Below are 13,840 nucleotides of genomic sequence, written 5' to 3'. Positions count from 1 at the left end.
TAGTAGTCACTCAAAGATGAACTATCCAGAAATATGCGCAAGTTATCACTTTTATGCCAAAAACACTTTGACTTAACAAAGATAATACCCGCAATTAACCACCAAAGCCAAACAACCAAACATTAACGCCAGCTAAATTAACTTAAGTTGTTGGCTGGTGATACTTTCGAAATCTAATTTCATTATCGAAAGTACCGGATCAGCAATCGCTTTTAATTGTTTATCGATGTAATAGCCATAATCCAGAGCGCTGTATTGATAATCGACAGGCTCTGCGCCCGCTTGCGTCATGACATAAGTAATGCTGGTGCCTAGATGACTAAAACGACTATCGCCACTGCGCTCCCACGCTAAACGTGCAGCTTTTACATGAGGACTGGCGGTAGCGCGATAATGATTGAGATCGCGCCGCAGCCGTTTAGTGAAGACTAACTTGTCATCATAACGGCCGGCATTAACATCTTGAATGACTTGCTTTAGGTAGGATTTAACATCAAGGCCCTGAAATAACAGTAAATACAATTGATACTGTACTTCTTTGGCAAATACGGTCCAGTCACTGCGCACTTGCTCCATGCCTTTAAAAGTCAATTGCCAGTGGCCATCATGTAAGCTCGCGCCGACATAGCGCTTTTTACTACCCACCTCAGAATCACGCAGGGTTGGCATCACAAACGCGTGATAATGAGCATCAAACTCCAGCTCCAGATAACTGTTAATACCAAGTTCACTGGCAAGCTTTTGTTGCCACGCTTGATTAATCTCAGTCACTAATTGCTGCGCAGTCGCGTTGACATCATCCACCCCTGCTAAATGCACAAATGTAGAATCGGTATCGCCATAAATTACCTTGAAACCGCGCGCTTCAATCCAATCTCGAGTTAACTGCATGATTTCATGGCCACGCAAGGTGATTGAGCTAGCAAGTTTGGGATCGTGAAACACGCAAGATTGGCTACCTAGAACGCCATAAAGTGAATTCATAATAATCTTAATCGCTTGCGATAATGCCTGATTACCTTCGAGTTTTGCTTGCTCCCGCGCCTCACTTAAACGCGCCACTATGCTAGGTAATATCGGTTGCTCCCGACTAAACCATGCCCCTAAAAAACCTGGTACGAGTTGATTATCATGGCAATGGTCATTCTCGTGAGTCTTTGTGCGATAACCTTGGCTAGTACTAATTTCAGTACTAATTTGCGTGCTAAAGTCTGTGCTATCTTCAGTGCTAGTGCGCCGCTCATGCTCACTTTTTTGGTGCAAGCCTTCCACTAATCCTTTGGGGTCAATAACAAATGTGCGAATAATTGAAGGGTAGAGGCTCTTAAAATCCAGCACGACTATGTCTTGATATAACCCCGGCAGCGATTGCATTACATAGCCACCTGGGCTATCGGCTTGTAACACTTCATTACCTATGGGCGCCACATAACCATGCCTATGCAAATGCGGTAAATATAAGTGCATAAAGGCCGCGACAGATGCACCAACGCGGCCGAGTTCCAGCCCTGTCATACCTGCGCGCTCAAGGGCAAAAGCCAGCAACTCCTTACTTTCAAAAATTCGCCACACTAAGCTGCAATCTTGCAGGTTATATTGCGCCAGTGCCGGTTTATCAAGATTAAATAAATGAGTGATTTGTTCGACTTTATTTTTAGTAGTATCAATCAGCTTACCGCTTGAAAATAGTTGTTGTGCGACAAACTCGAGGGAATAGCGTTCAAACTGATAAAAGGCTGCCTTTAACCATTCAATACCATCAAGCACCACTCGCCCTGGAATGATAAGGGTGTCACTGCGATGCACATCTTTAACTTTCCAGCTTAACGCCCGCCCTGCCCGCCCCAGCAATAAAGGTAACTGATAGCCCTGCGCGCGTTGATGCAATAACGCCAAGTCAAAATTGACCACAGACCAGCCGATTAAGACATCAGGATCTTGCTCGATAAACCAATCCATTAACTTAAGCAGTAACTGACGCTCATCATTAACATACTCAAGTTCAAACTCGCAATCGCCTTCAAGTCTCTGCCGAGTGGATTGAGTGTCATTACCAGAATTGGCGTTATTATTAGCGCCGTGACTGTTAACCATTAGCACCCGTTTATCACTGCCGCTGTAAAGCCCTATGGAGTAAAGCACTCCAGAAGGGGCGCATTCAATATCTAATGACACTAACTTTAACTTGCGCGCAGCTAGGGCTAAGGCGGGTCTTGCCTGAGTTATCTCAAATATAGGCACGCCATTATCATCGCCACGCCACTGACCACGGCATTCAATATCAAGATGAATATGGCGCTCCATTAAAAAGCGTTGCTCCGGCCTAAATTGACTCTCGTAAATAGGTAAACCGAGATCTAAGCCTTGCTTATACAATTGCCCCATAGCCGCCATCGAGGGCAGCTGCAGCAAAGTTAATGCCTGCCTCGCAAAGTTAGTCTGAGTGACGGGGCGACTCACACGAATATCGGTTCGCAATTGGCGAATTCGCGCTTCATCTTGCTGCAGGCAAAAACAGGTAGGCCATTGTTCTGCCATTTTGGCCAGCACAGTGCCATTTGGGGTGGCGATAAAATATTCAGCCCACGCTTGGCCTGAGGAAACTTGCCAGTGACGGCTTAAAATCCGACCTGAAATAGTCGTGAGTACTGACAATGACACGCAAATATCCAATAAAGGTTTAAGGATGAATAGGCTACACCGAATTAGGCTGGGCTGCACTCTGGCATTGCTTGAGCATTAGTTCAGGCATTCGCTTCACATTGCTTGCGCTAGTTTCACCGACCGCCAAATACTGATATTATGTACAGCCATTTTGCTAACGATTGCGGCCATGCTTCCTGATCTCGTTAAAACCCAAATCCGCACCATTTACAAAGCTGTTGCTTCGGCTATGCCTCACTTTTGCCCGCGCCGGGAACAGAACTATATGGTGGCAGAAATTGCCAAGACTTTAGTGGGCGAATACGATCAAAAACGCCCTATTATTGTGGTTGAGGCCGGTACCGGGATTGGTAAGTCATTATCCTATATTTTGGGGACCATACCGTTAGCCCTAAATACCAAGAAGAAAGTGTGCATTGCCACCGCAACGGTTGCTTTGCAAGAGCAGCTGCTGCATAAAGACTTGCCATTTTTTAAAGAAGTGTCCCAGCTAGATTTTCGTTATGGCCTAGTCAAAGGCCGCCAGCGTTATGTGTGCCTTGCGAAATTGGAACTGCTTTGCGGTGATAGCAATATCGATCAAATGCCCCTGTGGCAAACTAAACCTGACAATAGTCAGGTTGAATTGCTGCAATCTCTACTTAAAGATTATCACGCCAAACGCTGGAATGGTGAGCTAGATACCTTGCCGCAAGCTATCCCTGACTATTTATGGCAGCAGATATCTTGTGATAAGCATTCTTGCCAACGTGGCCACCCAAGTCATAGGCAATGCCCTTTTCATCTGGCCCGTGAAGATATGGACCAATGGGATGTATTAATCGTTAACCACAGCTTGCTGTTTGCTGATCTTGAACTCGGGGGCGGTATCATATTGCCAGATCCTGCCGAGCTTTATTATGTGATTGATGAAGCCCATCATTTACCATCGGTTGCTCGTGACTTTTCAAGTGCCCAAGCCACAGTCCGAGGCAGTATAGACTGGTTAGATAAAGCCTTAAAAACCAGTAAGAAACTGCAAGACTTGATTAAATCATCGCAAGTCAATGGCCCAGTGCAGCAATTACAAGATGATGCGGGTGAATTAGCTCGCCTGCTTAATTTACTGGCCACCAGCTTAGATGCGAACCCTAAGATGTTTGCCAATCTTGATAATCGCTGGCGCTTTGAGCATGGTAAATTACCGCAGCAATTAACCAGCCATGCCAATGATTTAGCCAAGGCCAGCGCCACGACCTTAAAGAACTTTACTCGTCTGCAAAGCCTATTAAATGAAGCCATTAAAGATGGCGACGTTGCCAAAGCCCAGGCCGATAGTTTGCAAACCGATGTTGGTTTTACTATTCAGCGCCTAGAAAACATCAGTAAGTTATGGAAGATGATGGCCAAAGAAGACAGTCCTAAAGGCGCACCTATGGCGCGCTGGATTGAAGTCATCAACAACCGCCAAAGTGATTTTTTAGTGTGCGCTTCCCCTATCGAAGTTGGCTATATGCTTGATAGTATGTTGTGGGAAAAAGCTGCCGGCGTGGTGTTATGTTCAGCCACACTGCGCGCCTTAAATAAATTTGACCACTTTGCCCATCAAGTGGGTCTTGGGCTCAATGATGGCAGTCGCTATTTGGCATTAGAATCGCCCTTTGATTATAAAAACAATGCCACCTTGTTTTTACCTAAGATGAAAACTGAGCCGACTGAAGACAGTTATACCGAAGAATTAGCCCAGCAAATAATTCAACTGGTTGAAGATGAAACCGCCACTTTAGTGCTATTTGCCTCTTATTGGCAAATGGAAAAAGTGGCCGACTTAGTTAAGCCTAAGTTAGGTAAGCACTTGTTAATCCAAGGCACGGATTCACGCCAAATGCTGCTGGAGCAACATAAAAAACGTTGTGATGACGGCCAAGTATCTATTTTGTTTGGTACCGGCAGTTTTTCAGAAGGTTTGGATTTACCAGGGGATTATCTAACTAACCTGATTATTACTAAGTTACCGTTTTCAGTACCTACCTCACCGGTTGAGCAGGCGCATGCTGAATATATTAAGTTACGCGGCGGTAACCCTTTCATGCAGTTAACAATTCCTGATGCTTCACGTAAATTAATTCAAAGTTGCGGACGTTTATTGCGTAAAGAGCAAGACTATGGTCGTATTACCATATTAGATAGACGATTAGTGACTAAGCGTTACGGTCAATCATTGCTAGACTCCTTGCCACCTTATCGTCAGGTCATTGAATAGGCTTATTATTATGGCTTTAGACCCGCTACTACAATTACGCCAACAGCTGCAACAACTGGAACAAGAAGTGCTACAGCATGACAGGTTGTTAACGGCGACCGCTTGTCGGCTAATTCAAGATACTGAACGTTTTAATAATGAGTTATTTGTGCAGCATGGCGCCGCCCTTACGCCATGCATTAAGCAAATTAGAACGGCCATTGAACAGCTTGAAAAACAATTGCGGATGAAATTAAGCCCACAATTGATTGCGTTAAGTTGTCAGCGCATTCAAGATAAATTTATTGCCGTTAAAAAAGCCCTGACCTCGACCCAAATCAATGTTAAGGCCGCGCAGCAAACCCAAAGAACCCGTAAAACCCTATGGGCTAAGCGCCAACAAACTCAGCATGAACAAACCGGCTTTGAGTGGATTGCATCGGCGGTGATGCAAAATAGCCATGATTTATATCAAGAATTGAATAAGCATTTGAAGTGGGCTGATAAATTTACACAAAAAATCGCCGAACTCGATATGCATCTTGCAAACTGTCATAGTAATGACAAAATCAAGTTTCAAAATGAAATCCTATCAATGCATAAACGTTTAGGTAAATGTCGGCAGGCAATTACCTACATTGAAGATAGGATCCAAGCGCTCGAGCGACCTAACTTTAGAAATAGATAAGGAGTTTCAATGAAATATTTAGTGCCAACGACTGCTTTTGCGAGTTTATTTTTCAGTGCATCTATATTGGCGTCAAGCTTAGAGATCCCGCTTAATTTTGAATATTTGGCCCTTGATGGCCAAGAAATTTCAACCACTTCGTTTAAGCATCAAGCTGAGTTAGATTTAACCCCTGGCACACATAAAATCGCGATTCGTTTTCATGATATGGTGCAAGATCAGTACAGCGACAGCCAAACTTTCGTTAAATCATCCCCCTTTATCATCACCTTAGATGTGCAGGATAACACTGAATATCAGTTAGCTCCCGCCTCTGACTTAGCGCTGAAAGACCCAAAGAAATACGCAGAAACACCTAAGGTCAATATCAACAGCAACAATAATTCGCCGGTAAGTTTCCAATATGTATTAACCCAATATGAAGAGCCAAGCTTCTTTAATCGGTTATTTACTGGTAGTCAAACTGCCAAAATTGATGCCAGCACAGCTGCTGCCACTGCTGTTGGCACTAGCGCTATGGTTCAAGCCAATACTCAGACAACAACCAATCAAGCAAATAGTGCGGATGCGATTGTGATAGCCACTGGCGCAGCGCAAACGGCATCTGGTGTAGTCACTGCGCCAGCCACCGCCGTTAACGATGGTGCTAACCCAGAGCAAATGCTGCAATACTGGTGGTTACAAGCAGATGATAATACTCGTAAAGAATTTATGGGCTGGGCCATTAAGCAGCTGTAATACTAAGCCTAACCAATCTGCTTACTTATAGTTTTGGCGTACAGTGTTGACCCGCACTATGGATGCTAACCCTCTGGTTAGCATCCGGTTTTACCATCATCTATCCACAGATAATCTTAAGCACAGTTAGCTTTAATTATAGATAGCCTTAATCGCAGTTAATCTTAGTCTCAGTCATGCTGCCTGAATTTAGTGTATGCATTCGCAGACTAGTTCATAACGTTAGTAATGACGTTTAAGCACAAATGCCAAGCGCTAAAAAGCCTTGCTACAAAAATGGCAAAAGAAAATAGTAAGAAAGGCCAAGAAAACCAAACAACAGCATACTGAATTAACAACTGAGTGGATTAATACGAAACGATTAAATGACCATAAAACAAAGGGATAAATTAATTTACGCTGGAGAGTAATTGGAATAACAAGAAGGTTTAATTGATTGTAAGCTAAGGAATAAAACAATTTGGAGGTTCCCTAGAGCCACACCCCGGCACACGAGTCGCCTGCTGCGGTTGCTCCCTTCCGGGCCTGGCCGAGTTCACAGGTTATCATTGCGGGGGGACCCTAGGTCACCATTGATTTATCAGGATTTCTCTCTGACAACGAAGTCATTATCCCTTAGCCCCTTAAGATATTCAAGCATTAAAAAGCCACTAACACTATTAGTGGCTCCAAGTGAACACTGATTGAACAAATACCACCTTTGTGGTTACAAACCCAGCAGATTACGGTTGCTATCCAGCGTCTTAGGACCTATGCCTTTCACATTCAGCAAGTCATCAATCGATGAAAACTTACCATGTTGTTTGCGATAATCAACAATCGCTTGTGCTTTAGACGGGCCAACCCCATCAAGCATACTTAATTCTTCCACGTTTGCGGTATTGATATTAATTCGCATGGCTTGGCCAACACTCGATTTTGGCTTCTCCATGGCGCCTCGCGCTTCAGCTTTAGCCTCTAACGCTTTAGTGCTCACTTTATCTGTTGCTGTGCTCGGAATGGCTTTGGTGCTTTCCTTCACCGCCTTAAGCTGCGGATCGGCAGCAAAAGTTGAGGGTACAAATAAAAATGACAACATGGACAAACCAAAAACGGATAAAATTTTTCTCATTCACTTTCTCCTATTAGTAAATGACCTCTAACTCCTTGGTCAAATAAAAGCCTAGACCAGTAAAAGCTAAGTGCAAGTTACCAATTCTCATAAAAAAACCATATCAAGATCACATAAATGACATCTGGTTTAATTACAGTCTTTAGCCACGAAAGGATACTAACTATTGATATATCTAGTATTTGTTGAAAAACAACCTCATTAATTCGTTAACCAACCAAAATACCCCAAAATAAGTAGTAAAAGTGATAAAAAACCAACAAAGCAAGCATTAATAAAGATATTTGTATAAGGGTATCTCTCCCCTACAGTGAGTTAAAAACTCGTGCAGAAAGGGATAATTATGCAGCAAACACAGAGTCGACCACCCAACCATCAAGTCGCAGCCAATTTAGCCATAGTGGGCGTTGATATAGTCTTGCTGTTTTTGCTTAAAGAATTTTTACCCTATGAACCTGAGGTCAACACTGGGTTAGCCATCTTAGTATTTACCGCCATTTTATGGCTAACCGAAGCTATCCATCTCAGTGTCACCGCCATCTTAGTTCCCATAGTCGCTGTCGCCCTTGGGGTGTTTGACGTCAAAACCGCTATGGCTAACTTTTCTAATCCCATCATTTATTTATTCTTCGGTGGCTTTGTCATGGCCGCGGCACTCAATTATCAAGGGATTGATAAGCTGATTGCCAACAAGGTACTTAAAGCGTCAAAAGGCAAACTGAGCTCAGCCTGTTTATTAATGTTTGCGGTGACGGCCTTATTGTCTATGTGGATAAGTAACACGGCGACTGCGGCTATGATGCTGCCGCTTGCCTTAGGTATCTTAAAACAGCTGGATTACAATCAGCATAAAAGTACCTATTTGTTTTTACTGTTAGGCATAGCTTATTCAGCGAACATTGGCGGTATAGGCACCTTAGTTGGCAGTCCGCCAAATGCCATTGCCGCCGCTCAAGTGGGATTAAGTTTTGCCGATTGGCTCAAGTTTGGTTTAATCACAGTGGCGTTAATGCTGCCAAGCATGCTCATCGCCTTATATTTTTTCTTGAAACCTGATTTAGCCTTTGTTTGTAAAATAAATACTGAAGAGCAAGAACTCAGCTTTAGCGGCAAGGTTACTTTAGGAATTTTCTTACTCACAGTGCTGGCGTGGGTCTTTAGCGTACCACTAGCTTCAGCATTAGGCGGTATTTCACAGTTTGATACCGTAGTGGCACTTAGCGCAGTAGCGTTACTGGCAGGATTGGGCTTAGTGAGCTGGAAGAAAATTGAGCAGACCACAGATTGGGGCGTGCTGATTTTATTTGGTGGCGGCCTAACCCTAAGCGCCATCTTAAAAACCACAGGAACCAGTGTATTTCTAGCCCATTGGGTAACTGATGTGTTTGGTAGCACCCATATGGCGCTGTTCACTTTAGTGGTTATTGCCTTTGTGATCATGCTGACTGAATTTGCCAGTAATACGGCAAGCGCCGCCTTATTAGTACCTATTTTTGCGGCCATCGCCGAACCACTGGGTGTGTCGCCGATTATGCTAGCAGTGCTCATAGGAATAGCCGCGTCATGCGCGTTTATGTTACCTGTAGCAACACCTCCCAATGCCATTGTTTATGGTTCAGGTCATGTCCGCCAATCTGAAATGGTCAAAGCTGGCATGATAATTAACCTCATCAGCATAGTAGTGCTTTATATCGTGGCTCATACCTTTTGGAACATATAAGCCATAGCCATAAGTGCATAGTAAAGAGGTAATGGCTGGCGCTGCGCCAGCTATCACCCTATGCCGGCCAAGGCTTGTTTTAGGTCGGCAATAATATCCGTCACATTTTCAAGCCCCACTGAGATGCGCAGTAAATTATCGGATATGCCAGCAAGTTTTCTAGCCTCTGGCGTATAAGGCGAGTGAGTCATAGAGGCAGGATGCTGAATTAAGGATTCGGCGTCGCCTAAACTGACGGCTATGCTAAATAACTGTAAGCGATTAACAAAGGCTTTGGCTTGCTGTAAATCGGCCTTCAATTCAAAGGCTATCACCCCACCCGCCCCTTGCATTTGCGTGCTCATTAATAAATGCCCGGCATGAGTGCTCAGCCCAGGGTAATAGACCTTACTCACTAAGCTGTGTGCCTGCAAAAACTCAGCCACCACTTGCGCGCTTTGGCAATGTCGCGCCATCCTGATATCTAAGGTTTTAAGCCCCCGAGAAATAAGCCAAGCATCGTGCGGCGATAACACGCCGCCAAAGTCTTTAATAATGGTGCTTTTAAGATGAGAGATAAATAGCTCACTGCCACACACGACTCCTGCTATCACATCGCCATGACCATTAAGATACTTAGTGGCGCTATGTATGACTATGTCAGCGCCAAGGGCTAAGGGCTGCTGCAACAGCGGTGTCATAAAGGTGTTATCAACAATAGATATTAATTGATGGCGTTGACATATGTCTGATACCGCTGCAATATCATAGACATCTAAATGCGGGTTTACTGGCGTCTCGTAAAACACCAGCTTAGTATTGACCTTGATAGCCGCGGTAATGGCATCAAGTTGGGCAAAATCAACCAAACTCACCTGTATGCCAAATTTTGGTAATTGCTCAGTGATTAACGAGAAACTGCAACCGTAAATGGCGTGGCTGGCGATGAGATGATCGCCAGCTTGTAAATTAGCCAGCAAAGCGCCACTCACTGCCGCCATGCCAGAAGCTGTCGCCGCTGCAGCTTCTGCGCCTTCTAAAGCCGCTATGGTTTGTTCTAGCTCCCGAATGGATGGATTGCCAAGGCGGGTGTAAATATCACCACACTCTTCACCACTAAAACAGCGGCCACCTTGCTCGACACTGTCAAACACAAAGGTGGCACTTTGAACTAAAGGTTTAACCAAAGGACGCGCTTGATGACTAGGCTTGGGGCCATGAATGGCGAGAGTGGCAAGATGCCATTCTTTTGCAGTGTGTCTCATAATATATCCCCTATGATCATTAGCTTCACTCTAGCGAGTCCAATGATCAGGGCATAGCAGCAACCCTAAATAACCCCAAAAACCAGCGTAACTAATACGTTACATTTGGGATGTCCTAGCTGTGTAGTGAGTGTGCATATGGCTTAAATAGCAGAGCACTCATAGATAACATTCTTTGATGACACTTTTTGATTACACATATAGATGATATCGACTGCATTTGACTTCAGCGCTTTACTTTTTCAGCTTGAGTGATTGTTTCAGCATTTAAGCCTGAGTCCTGCTTGTCGGTAAAAATCCGCTTTAGCTCGATAAGTAAGTCTTTATGGACTCTTGATAATTTAGGCTTGTGTTCAGGCGCAAAAGCTAACGGGCGACACAAGGCCATGGCTTGATAACCAAGCCTTGCCGTTAATAGTCCGCCGCCAACCCCTTGGGCTAAACGCGCCGACAACTTACCTGTCATTTCCATAGATAATAACTGACTGCCTAAATCGGTAATAATTTCAGTAGTACCAGCATAAATTACATTAAGCACTATGGTTTTCAGTAGCCTTATCCGGCTCCAATAGCCAAGCTCAATCCCGTAGCAAGCGGCAATATCATTTAATAGCTTTTGATTGCGCCACAAAATAATCGCCATATCCATCACAGCTAATGGACTTGCCGCTAACAAGGTCGCGGCTTCTAAGGCGTAGCGACTCACTATGCTTTGCGCCTGCTTATCAAGTGGATATAAGACTTCGATTTCAAATAATTGCACTTGCTCAGCGTCGTTATGATCAGCGGTCGCTTTAGCATAATACTGACTTAATGCCATTTGCTGTATGGCCACTAACGTACGCTTTTTACCCTCGGCATCTTTATCATCGCCAAACCCTTGGGCTAATTGCCGAATAACAGGCGCCGCTTCACCAGATTGCATGCTAAGGCGCAGTCTGTCGCCAGTCTCTTGCCATGCTAGCGTATGGCGTAAACGCCGCAATTTTTTAAACTCAGACCATAGCGCGCGGCCAGCAAATGCTACCAGCGCCACTAAGGTTGAGCCATACAAAGCAAACAGCCACACAGATTGCGCTAAGGCCGCGCGCAGGCTCAAATATGTTTCAACCCCAACCACAGCGCACAATAATAACACCACCAGCACCAATAAACGCGAGCGTTTACGCTTAGTTTGGGCTGGCGCAAAGGCGGCATCTAAATTCTCTTGTTCAAGATTTGATGTTTGCTCATCGATAGCCACAAAAGTATTAGCAGCAAACTGAGTGCGGCTTTGCAAATTATGTTTATCTTTTGAAGCTTCAGTGGCAGCATCATTCACCGCCGTAAACTCTTGGCGCCCTTTGAGGGAGTTATCAGCACCGGTATTCATAACAGCTTGTCTCCCAGAATAAATTCAAACAAGTGATCCATGCGAATATGCTCAAAGCGCTTATTTAGCGCTAATGGTGGCGCAAACGATGGAAAATCAAAGCCTTGAGACGACCAAAAATCAGCCTGAGGTAAACTGGTCGGCACTTCACCGGGGAAAATAGTGAGCGGTAAACCCGTATCAAGAGCATTGCCTTGCACGACTTCACATGGGCCTGCGGCCGTATCAACCATGCCATGTTTACTGGCTTTAATGGCGCTGATGGCCATAGTTTCAACGATACAACCATCAAATTTTGCCTGCTGCTGACCACTCTTTAATAGGTGGGTGAGTAAATGCAATAGATTAGCTTGTTGATCGCGACTGATATGATCCACTTTACTGGCAGCAAACAGTAACTTATCGATTTTTGGCGCAAATAATCGCTTCAATAAGCTATTTTGACCAAATTGAAAACTCTCGAGAATTTGCTCGAGCGCGGATGTCATATCTTCAAACTGATATTTACCGCGATTTAAGCCGCCTAAACAGTCCACCAGCACCACTTGCCTGTCAAAATGGCAAAAGTAATCTCGATAAAAAGGCTTTACTACCTTAGCGATATATTGCTGGTATCTATGCTGCAACACATGGAAAAAAGAATGCTTATCGCTATTGTTAAGCGCGGCCCACTCATCATCTGTCACAGTCAATAACGGAAAAAAGCTTAATATTGGCGCGCCAGCAAGCTCACCTGGCAATAACATCCGCCCGGGCTGCACTTGATAAAAACCGTGTTCATTCACTAAATCGACTAATAACGTCTGATAATGCTCACTGAGTTTAGCGAGCACTTGCTCATCGGCGGGCGCCGCTAAATCAAGTGCTGATAGTGCCTGAGTAAAGTCCGCAAATAGTGGACTATGACTAAATTTTTGCGCTTGGGTTTGCATCTCTTTAGACCACTGCACAAAGTCGAGTTTGAGCATAGGTAAATCAAGTAGCCATTCTCCAGGATAATCAATGATATCTAGATATAAAGTGGCAGAGTCCACCAGCTTAGCTCGTAGCCCTTTCGTTGGCTGATACCGCAAAGCTAATCTTAACTCGCTAATACTGCGGGTCGATGATGGCCACTGAGGTGGCTCCCCTGTTAATTGCGCTATCGCCCCTTGATAATCAAAGCTCGCAATATTTAAATCCGGTTGCATCACGCGCTTAACCCCAATCAGCCTATGTTCGCGCGCGGCGGCAAATAACGGGAGCTTGTCTGTCCCTAAGGTCAATTGATTGACTAAGGCGGTCACAAAGGCGGTTTTACCTGCGCCCGATAAACCGGTAACTGCTAAACGAATATGCCTATCACCGGCGCGCAGTGCCACTTGCTGCGCTTGCTGCTGCAGTCGTGACCATGAGTGACGCACATTTATCATAAAAGACCCCAAAAACAAAAGGTGGCATTAGCCACCTAGTATAACGAAAGCACATCTAAAGATTATTGATTTGTCTCTTTAAATCATATTGATCCGACGTTACATGGCGCTCGATATTCTGCAATCTAATATCAATGGCGCGAAAACGGCCGTTCAAATCTGCTAGCGCTTGTTTAGCGGGCTCACCTGCTTGCCACGCCTTCTTTTTAAGCCCTGACTCTTTATGATAAGCGTCCATATTTTGCGTTTTTGGCGTCTCATCAAGGATGACCCACAGCGCTATATACAAAATAAACACTACGCCAGAGCCGCCCAGTAAGAAAATCGATACAACTACAACTCGCACTAACCAGGTCTCAAAGTTAAAGTAGTCTGCAAGGCCTGCGCACACTCCAGCGATTTTCCCCTGCGCGCGATTGCGGTATAAGGTGCCTCTACTCATGGCGACTCCTCCACTCTGGGCTATCGGTATCAAGGATTGCCTCTAAGCTTGCTATGCGCTGGCTCATTTTATCGGCCTTAACAATCAACTCATTTAGCTGAGTAAACTCTTCCTCGGTAAAGCCCTGATTAACTTGTTTCTTACTGCGGTAATGCAGCACCAACCAGATAGGTGCAACCACCACTAAAAAAATAATAATCGGGGCGATGAGCAGATCTAAATCCATAA

General features: G+C 44.6%; 11 protein-coding genes and 1 other RNA gene. 4 read left to right on the top strand and 8 right to left on the bottom strand.

What is annotated here, in order from left to right:
* Window positions 1–132 precede the first annotated feature (132 nt).
* Window positions 133–2,661: a DNA polymerase II gene (locus FJQ87_RS08180; RefSeq protein ID WP_240778872.1), complete on the bottom strand. Its 2,529-nt coding sequence runs from the start codon at window positions 2,659–2,661 to the stop codon at window positions 133–135.
* 172 nt (window positions 2,662–2,833) lie between these two features.
* Here FJQ87_RS08180 and dinG point away from each other — a divergent pair, with 172 nt between their 5' ends.
* From dinG to FJQ87_RS08165, 3 genes are read left to right on the top strand one after another with little or no spacing between them, the layout of a single operon-like run.
* Entirely contained in the window at window positions 2,834–4,906 is a 2,073-nt protein-coding gene (gene dinG / locus FJQ87_RS08175) for an ATP-dependent DNA helicase DinG (protein WP_140932209.1), read from the top strand.
* A gap of 10 nt (window positions 4,907–4,916) precedes the next feature.
* The gene (locus FJQ87_RS08170; protein WP_140932208.1) at window positions 4,917–5,573 is read left to right on the top strand and encodes a primosomal replication protein; all 657 of its coding nucleotides are present in this window, start codon (window positions 4,917–4,919) and stop codon (window positions 5,571–5,573) included.
* Between the two features lie 9 nt (window positions 5,574–5,582).
* On the top strand, window positions 5,583–6,311 hold the full coding sequence (locus FJQ87_RS08165) for a DUF2057 domain-containing protein (RefSeq protein ID WP_140932207.1): 729 nt from the start codon (window positions 5,583–5,585) through the stop codon (window positions 6,309–6,311).
* A gap of 468 nt (window positions 6,312–6,779) precedes the next feature.
* Here FJQ87_RS08165 and ffs read toward each other — a convergent pair.
* Together ffs and FJQ87_RS08155 are read right to left on the bottom strand one after the other, a co-directional pair.
* Window positions 6,780–6,876, bottom strand: an RNA gene (ffs, locus tag FJQ87_RS08160) — signal recognition particle sRNA small type.
* 141 nt (window positions 6,877–7,017) lie between these two features.
* Window positions 7,018–7,422 carry a helix-hairpin-helix domain-containing protein gene (locus FJQ87_RS08155; RefSeq protein WP_140932206.1) on the bottom strand — a complete coding sequence of 135 codons (405 nt, stop codon included), beginning with the start codon at window positions 7,420–7,422 and terminating at the stop codon, window positions 7,018–7,020.
* Window positions 7,423–7,765: 343 nt separating this feature from the next.
* Here FJQ87_RS08155 and FJQ87_RS08150 point away from each other — a divergent pair, with 343 nt between their 5' ends.
* Window positions 7,766–9,142 carry a DASS family sodium-coupled anion symporter gene (locus FJQ87_RS08150; RefSeq protein ID WP_140932205.1) on the top strand — a complete coding sequence of 459 codons (1,377 nt, stop codon included), beginning with the start codon at window positions 7,766–7,768 and terminating at the stop codon, window positions 9,140–9,142.
* A 53-nt stretch (window positions 9,143–9,195) separates the two neighbouring features.
* On the opposite strand, the gene FJQ87_RS08145 is transcribed toward FJQ87_RS08150, so the two are convergent.
* From FJQ87_RS08145 to pspB, 5 genes are all read right to left on the bottom strand, one after another.
* Complete coding sequence (locus tag FJQ87_RS08145; RefSeq protein ID WP_140932204.1) at window positions 9,196–10,386, bottom strand: aminotransferase class I/II-fold pyridoxal phosphate-dependent enzyme; 1,191 nt, start codon at window positions 10,384–10,386, stop codon at window positions 9,196–9,198.
* A gap of 226 nt (window positions 10,387–10,612) precedes the next feature.
* Entirely contained in the window at window positions 10,613–11,758 is a 1,146-nt protein-coding gene (locus tag FJQ87_RS08140) for a TIGR01620 family protein (RefSeq protein ID WP_140932203.1), read from the bottom strand.
* Window positions 11,755–13,170, bottom strand: coding sequence for a YcjX family protein (locus tag FJQ87_RS08135; protein ID WP_140932202.1), 1,416 nt, complete (start codon window positions 13,168–13,170; stop codon window positions 11,755–11,757). Before FJQ87_RS08135 ends, FJQ87_RS08140 begins: the two co-directional genes overlap by 4 nt.
* A 55-nt stretch (window positions 13,171–13,225) precedes the next feature.
* Window positions 13,226–13,612 carry an envelope stress response membrane protein PspC gene (gene pspC, locus FJQ87_RS08130; RefSeq protein ID WP_140932201.1) on the bottom strand — a complete coding sequence of 129 codons (387 nt, stop codon included), beginning with the start codon at window positions 13,610–13,612 and terminating at the stop codon, window positions 13,226–13,228.
* Window positions 13,605–13,838, bottom strand: coding sequence for an envelope stress response membrane protein PspB (gene pspB / locus FJQ87_RS08125; protein WP_140932200.1), 234 nt, complete (start codon window positions 13,836–13,838; stop codon window positions 13,605–13,607). Before pspB ends, pspC begins: the two co-directional genes overlap by 8 nt.
* Between the last annotated feature and the right edge of the window lie 2 nt (window positions 13,839–13,840).

Origin of the sequence: Shewanella sp. SNU WT4, assembly GCF_006494715.1 — a bacterium.
Classification (GTDB): Bacteria; Pseudomonadota; Gammaproteobacteria; order Enterobacterales; family Shewanellaceae; genus Shewanella.
Note: the sequence above shows the minus strand (reverse complement) of the source record. Positions and strands in the feature narration are given on the sequence as shown.

Excerpts from the sequence above, each read along its gene's own strand:
- dinG (WP_140932209.1), top strand. The coding sequence starts at position 2,834 with ATGCTTCCTGATCTCGTTAAAACCCAAATCCGCACCATTTACAAAGCT.
- FJQ87_RS08135 (WP_140932202.1), bottom strand. The coding sequence starts at position 13,170 with ATGATAAATGTGCGTCACTCATGGTCACGACTGCAGCAGCAAGCGCAG.
- pspC (WP_140932201.1), bottom strand. The coding sequence starts at position 13,612 with ATGAGTAGAGGCACCTTATACCGCAATCGCGCGCAGGGGAAAATCGCT.
- FJQ87_RS08145 (WP_140932204.1), bottom strand. The coding sequence starts at position 10,386 with ATGAGACACACTGCAAAAGAATGGCATCTTGCCACTCTCGCCATTCAT.
- FJQ87_RS08165 (WP_140932207.1), top strand. The coding sequence starts at position 5,583 with ATGAAATATTTAGTGCCAACGACTGCTTTTGCGAGTTTATTTTTCAGT.
- FJQ87_RS08150 (WP_140932205.1), top strand. The coding sequence starts at position 7,766 with ATGCAGCAAACACAGAGTCGACCACCCAACCATCAAGTCGCAGCCAAT.
- FJQ87_RS08155 (WP_140932206.1), bottom strand. The coding sequence starts at position 7,422 with ATGAGAAAAATTTTATCCGTTTTTGGTTTGTCCATGTTGTCATTTTTA.
- pspB (WP_140932200.1), bottom strand. The coding sequence starts at position 13,838 with ATGGATTTAGATCTGCTCATCGCCCCGATTATTATTTTTTTAGTGGTG.
- FJQ87_RS08140 (WP_140932203.1), bottom strand. The coding sequence starts at position 11,758 with ATGAATACCGGTGCTGATAACTCCCTCAAAGGGCGCCAAGAGTTTACG.
- FJQ87_RS08170 (WP_140932208.1), top strand. The coding sequence starts at position 4,917 with ATGGCTTTAGACCCGCTACTACAATTACGCCAACAGCTGCAACAACTG.